A 4,883-nucleotide genomic window follows, 5' to 3' on the forward strand; every position below is an offset into this window, starting at 1 on the left:
ACTAGAAGTCGCAGCTACACAGACGAAACCCACCTTCGTGGGTTCAAAAGCCTTGATTTTTCGTTAGTCCACGCAGGTGGACTTTGTTTGTGTAGTAGCGATTTCTAATCGCCGGAAACTTTTCAAACATCCTCTAAAGTAATTTCTTTCTCAATCTTAAACTCCAGCTTCTTGCCTAAACTAACATAATTATCTTTGCCATTGAATGCCAGAACAGATTGCAATGAATTTAGTTGCTCTATCATACTAAGAACCAACAATAGCGTTACACAAATTTTGAGCTAACTAAAAATTATGACAACCATAGCTACAAGAAGATTTAATTTGGTGATAGCTACGATTTTGAAATGCGGCGGGGTCATTATAATTAGCACCATGTAATAAGTCCATGCGAATGCTAACTAAGTCCTCAACTCTACCATGAATTACATCCACAGAACGATGAGGATAAATAATATCTGGTCTTTTTACCGGAGGGGAAAGTTTGGGTAATCTCATAACATACCAATTTTAGATTGTAGATTGTGATTTTAATGTTGGGTTTTCTTGCTTAACATTAAATTGGCGGTTAGAAACCGCGTCTACACAGGCAAAACCCACCTGCGTGGGTTTTAAACCACTAATTTTTCTGAGAGTCCACGAAGGTGGACTTTGTTTGTGTAGCCGCGAATTATATTCGCCGGGGCTGTGAATTATATTCACAAAGTGAGATATTAATAAGGAGTAGACCAAGAACGGACTTCGCCCAAGGTGACAGGAATAATATCACTCACATCAATTGTAAACCGGAATAGCTTCTTCGCCCGACGGCTATTTTCAGGATCAAAGAACTTCAATTTTACATCCCAACAATCGCTATCTAAACGACAGAAAGGACTTTTCTCTACAGTAATACTATCCAACTCCATACCTGTAGCCACAGCTTCCGCAAAGGTAGAAGCCGCTTGAAAAGCATTCGTAGACGCAAAATTTAACGCCCTATCTTGGGAAGTTGTCCCTAAATTCCGTAAATCATAATAAATACGGCTGAGGAAACTACCCAAAGTCCGACGAATAGACTCTTCTTGGGCTTCTGAAGCCTGTGCTTGCACTGTCTGAATAGCAGCCTGAACTAAGGTGTTAACCTTCCAACCATAAAGTCCGCGAGTGTTGGGAACTTCAATTACTGGCACAACCTGACCAGAAAATAGTTTCACACTGCGTCCCGATAAAATACCGGGAATACTGACTCTCTCTACATAATTCTCGCTGTCTTCTGCTTGAATTTGTCCCGATAATAATTGTTGTAAAATAGCATAGAGATCGCTGGGTGCTTGGCTGGCGGTAATATAATTAGATGTGCGATTTGACATGGTTGTAGGTCTGGAATTTGATATATTTGCAGTTGTAAAAGGTGTGGAAGTGGTTACAGAACTAGCTGGAACTATTTCTGGCAGTTCATCGGTAACAAGTTCTTCTAGGTTGGCTTCGGCTGCACTGATATTTGTTGTATTTTTTGTGATGTCTGCACTACCACAACCACAACCAGCAGCTTCAACGCTGTCAACGGTTTCTACTGTATCTAATTCTTCGGACATTGTTCCTCCTGTAAAATATTGCAATGCACCAGAAATATTTAACTTGCCTAATAAACAACGACTAATATCGTCTGTATCCTTGGTTGTGCAAGGTATGGCAGTTTCTAATAAAACCGCTCTCACCTTACCTGGGTCGGGTGTTTCACCACGCTGAACTTGCAGACTTAGGAGTAAAGCAGCGACACCGGAAACAATGGGAGTAGCAAAGCTAGTACCACTGAGTTTTTGTGTCCCTCCCCCCGGTTTTGCCCCTAAGATGTTTTCTCCTGGTGCAAGAATGCCTTGGTTTTGATAGCTTTCTCCCCAGTTACTAAAGTCAATGGGTTTACCTTGGTCATTCATTGCCCCTACTGCTAATACAGTGGGTAAAGAGGCGGGAACGTGCAAACATTCGCAACCATCATTACCAGCAGCAGCCACAATTAAAACATTGTGATCTTTGCATAGTTGGACAGCCCTATCTAACCAGCCTTCTGCTTCACCATTATCGGTGAGTTGTCCGGCACTGATATTGATAATATGCGCCCCAGCATTGACGGCTTGTTCAATGGCGCGAGATAGGTCTAGTTGAGAAATTTTCCTATTATTATCACCAAAAACAGGCACGATTAAACCCCGACATTGGGGGGCAATTCCTTCTACGGGTGATTCCGGTTGACCAAATATGATACTTGCTACATGAGTACCATGTCCAGACATAGATCCATCAGTGGCTTCACCGTGGATTAGGGTAGGTAGCCTTGTTAAATTTGCTGTATTTAGGCAGGAATGGGATTGATCAACTAATCCATCTAGTACCGCCACACATATTTGTGAATCACCCTGTGTCAACTTCCATAATTTGTGGATTTCTGATTTTATTGATGGTTTTAGCATTTAATTAGTTGATTGCCTGGGTTAATTAGTCTTTTTTCTCCATAGATATCTAGTTTATAGCGTTAGATTTACTAAGTTGCGTTGGCAAGTATGGAGATAATCATCACAATATCTGTAGTTCAAAATCAAGTGTTGTTTACGTAATTTAATATACATAAGTTTTTTTTATGTCAGAAAAAAACGGTAATTGTTGGTTGTGTATTTTGACTTCTACTTTATCTGAAAGTAAGTATTTAAGTGGTACATAATTAGATAGGATGATGATTGGGATATTAGCAAAATATCAACTAAATATTAATTGATATTAATAAGTAAATTTTATTAATAAGGGCTTGCATTTAGATAATAATTTGCTGTACTCTGAAAATCAAAGTAGCTTGATCTAACTTACTGATTATTAATTGCACCTTTAATAGTCACAGGTTCAGTAGTTGTATTGATTATTTGGGAGAATTCACATTACTTAACACTAAACCTCTACCTCTCCCTAACCCTCTTCTTAAGAGGCCACCGTGTACAGTTTAATCAAGTGGCCTAATAGGGTTTTGATGCCCCTAATCCCCAATTCTGGGGGAATAATAATTTCAAAGTCCCCCATTTTACCCCCAAACTTGGGGGTCACGGGGGCAGGGGATTTAGGGGGCTAAATAATCATAAAACGAGGACAGATAGAACTTGTGTGTACACCGTAGCTCCTAAGAGGAGAGGGAACAGGAAAAAAAATGAACAGGACTTATGCTTGCGAGCGATCGCTCTCACGAATGTCAAAAAAGATCCCGGTAATGGATAGCTCCCACAAGGAGAGAGGTTTTATATAAAGCTTCAGGTGAATCACAACTCGTTAAATTACCCTTCAACACTAATTTAACGTCTTCACCAAACCAGTCTTCTTAATTAGGACTTACGCAAAACCTACTTCAAATACTGTCATTGCGACGTAAGGAAGCAATCTCAAACCCCTAGGTTTCTTTAAAATGCGTAAGTCCTATTAATAAGGAAGAAGTTAAACGAACAAACAAAAAGGAAAACATACCATGACTAAGAAAAACATCCGCCCCCAACAAGTTGCTCCCGTAGAACGCGAAACCATCTCTACCGCTAAGGATCAAAGCGGTCAGGTTACAGCCCTTGTGTTGTGTGATATTGAAACCAAAAAATGTACTCCTTTTGCGGGTGACGACGCGGAGTAAGTCAGCCCATGAACAAGTCAAAAGTCAAAAACTTTTCAATTTGATTTTTGGTTTGATAATTGGGGTCTTTTCCTTGGGCTTGTTAGTATTGTAGTACATAGCTGTATAACTATCAGCCCTTACCCCATCAGAACGAGTAACCAAAAAACAATATGAAAACAGTTGACAAGAATGATTTAAAAGCTAACTTACTTGAATTTTTGCAACTTGTAGAATTGCAAGGTGAAGAAATTTTAGTTACTGATGGAACTAACCCCGTTGTGAGAATTTCTCCCTATCAACAAACCCCTACTACTGAAGAATTATTTAAGAATATGCGCGGTAAAATCAAGTATTTTGAGGATTTAACTACCCCAACTACCGAAGAATGGCAGGAAGTATAAAAATTAATTTTTTTGTGCTTGACACCTGCGCCCTCATTTGGTGGAGTTTAGATCCAGACAAACTTTCCCCATCTGCAAAAGAAGCTTGTTACACGATGGAACAGGAAAAAAATGGTTTAGTTCCATCAACAGTAGTCTGGGAAATAGCTATCAAAAGTAAAAACCAGAAATTAGATTTAGGTGTGGATATTGATGATTATATTGCCACTCTAAAAAAGTCTAATGTTATTCGTATTGTTCCAATTGATGAGGAAATTTGGCTAGAAAGTGTCAAATTAGAGTGGGAACACAAAGATCCTGTTGATAGAGTGGTTGTAGCCGTTGCCAAAATAAACCGAGCCTCTATTATTACAGCAGACCGAAAAATAGCTGATTTCTACCCTTTAGTAATTTGGTAAATCACTATAAAAAAGCTTCTGGTGAATCACAACTCGTTAAATTACCCTTCAACGCCAATTTAACGCCTTCACCAAACCAGTCTTCTTCACAATGAAGAAGTTAAACGAACAAACAAAAAGGAAAACACACCATGAGCAAGAAGAACATCCGCCCCCAACAAGTTGCCCCCGTAGAACGCGAAACCATCTCTACAGCTAAGGATCAAAGCGGTCAGGTCGAACTAGCCACTGGTCACTTCAATATCTTCCATATTCCTTTTGCGGGCGACGACGCGGAGTAAGTCACCCCATTTTACCACTCACCTCAAAAAATATCAAAAGTCTGTTTCCGTATCCCTTGGCGCACGGTTCGCCTCGATGAATTGACGTACAACCTCTGTCAGTTCAGGGGTTTCCGATACCTGGCACGGGGGTGGTAAGAAAGGGGAGCGATCGCTCTTATGAGTGGTAGTTTTAGAG

General features: G+C 40.0%; 7 protein-coding genes. 4 read left to right on the forward strand and 3 right to left on the reverse strand.

What is annotated here, in order from left to right; all coding sequences use genetic code 11:
* Window positions 1-285 precede the first annotated feature (285 nt).
* Genes PN471_RS00225 through PN471_RS00235 form a run of 3 tightly spaced genes read right to left on the reverse strand, consistent with a single transcriptional unit; the run spans window position 286 to window position 2,453 of the window.
* Complete coding sequence (locus PN471_RS00225; protein WP_271775177.1) at window positions 286-498, reverse strand: cyanobactin biosynthesis system PatB/AcyB/McaB family protein; 213 nt, start codon at window positions 496-498, stop codon at window positions 286-288.
* Between the two features lie 12 nt (window positions 499-510).
* Window positions 511-702, reverse strand: a complete 192-nt coding sequence (locus PN471_RS00230; protein ID WP_271775178.1) for a hypothetical protein — start codon at window positions 700-702, stop codon at window positions 511-513.
* A gap of 11 nt (window positions 703-713) precedes the next feature.
* The gene (locus PN471_RS00235) at window positions 714-2,453 is read right to left on the reverse strand and encodes a S8 family peptidase (RefSeq protein WP_271775179.1); all 1,740 of its coding nucleotides are present in this window, start codon (window positions 2,451-2,453) and stop codon (window positions 714-716) included.
* Between the two features lie 1,034 nt (window positions 2,454-3,487).
* Between PN471_RS00235 and PN471_RS00240 the strand changes: the two genes are divergently transcribed.
* From PN471_RS00240 to PN471_RS00255, 4 genes are all read left to right on the forward strand, one after another.
* A complete protein-coding gene (locus tag PN471_RS00240) occupies window positions 3,488-3,643 on the forward strand; it encodes an anacyclamide/piricyclamide family prenylated cyclic peptide (protein WP_271775180.1) in 156 nt (51 codons plus the stop codon).
* 152 nt (window positions 3,644-3,795) lie between these two features.
* Window positions 3,796-4,026 carry a type II toxin-antitoxin system Phd/YefM family antitoxin gene (locus PN471_RS00245; protein WP_039204677.1) on the forward strand — a complete coding sequence of 77 codons (231 nt, stop codon included), beginning with the start codon at window positions 3,796-3,798 and terminating at the stop codon, window positions 4,024-4,026.
* Window positions 4,011-4,424, forward strand: coding sequence for a type II toxin-antitoxin system VapC family toxin (locus PN471_RS00250; protein ID WP_271775181.1), 414 nt, complete (start codon window positions 4,011-4,013; stop codon window positions 4,422-4,424). The genes PN471_RS00245 and PN471_RS00250 overlap by 16 nt, the downstream gene beginning before the upstream one ends.
* Window positions 4,425-4,555: 131 nt before the next feature.
* A complete protein-coding gene (locus PN471_RS00255; RefSeq protein ID WP_271775182.1) occupies window positions 4,556-4,705 on the forward strand; it encodes an anacyclamide/piricyclamide family prenylated cyclic peptide in 150 nt (49 codons plus the stop codon).
* Window positions 4,706-4,883: the final 178 nt, after the last annotated feature.

This window comes from Aphanizomenon sp. CS-733/32, from assembly GCF_028330045.1.
GTDB lineage: Bacteria > Cyanobacteriota > Cyanobacteriia > Cyanobacteriales > Nostocaceae > Dolichospermum > Dolichospermum gracile.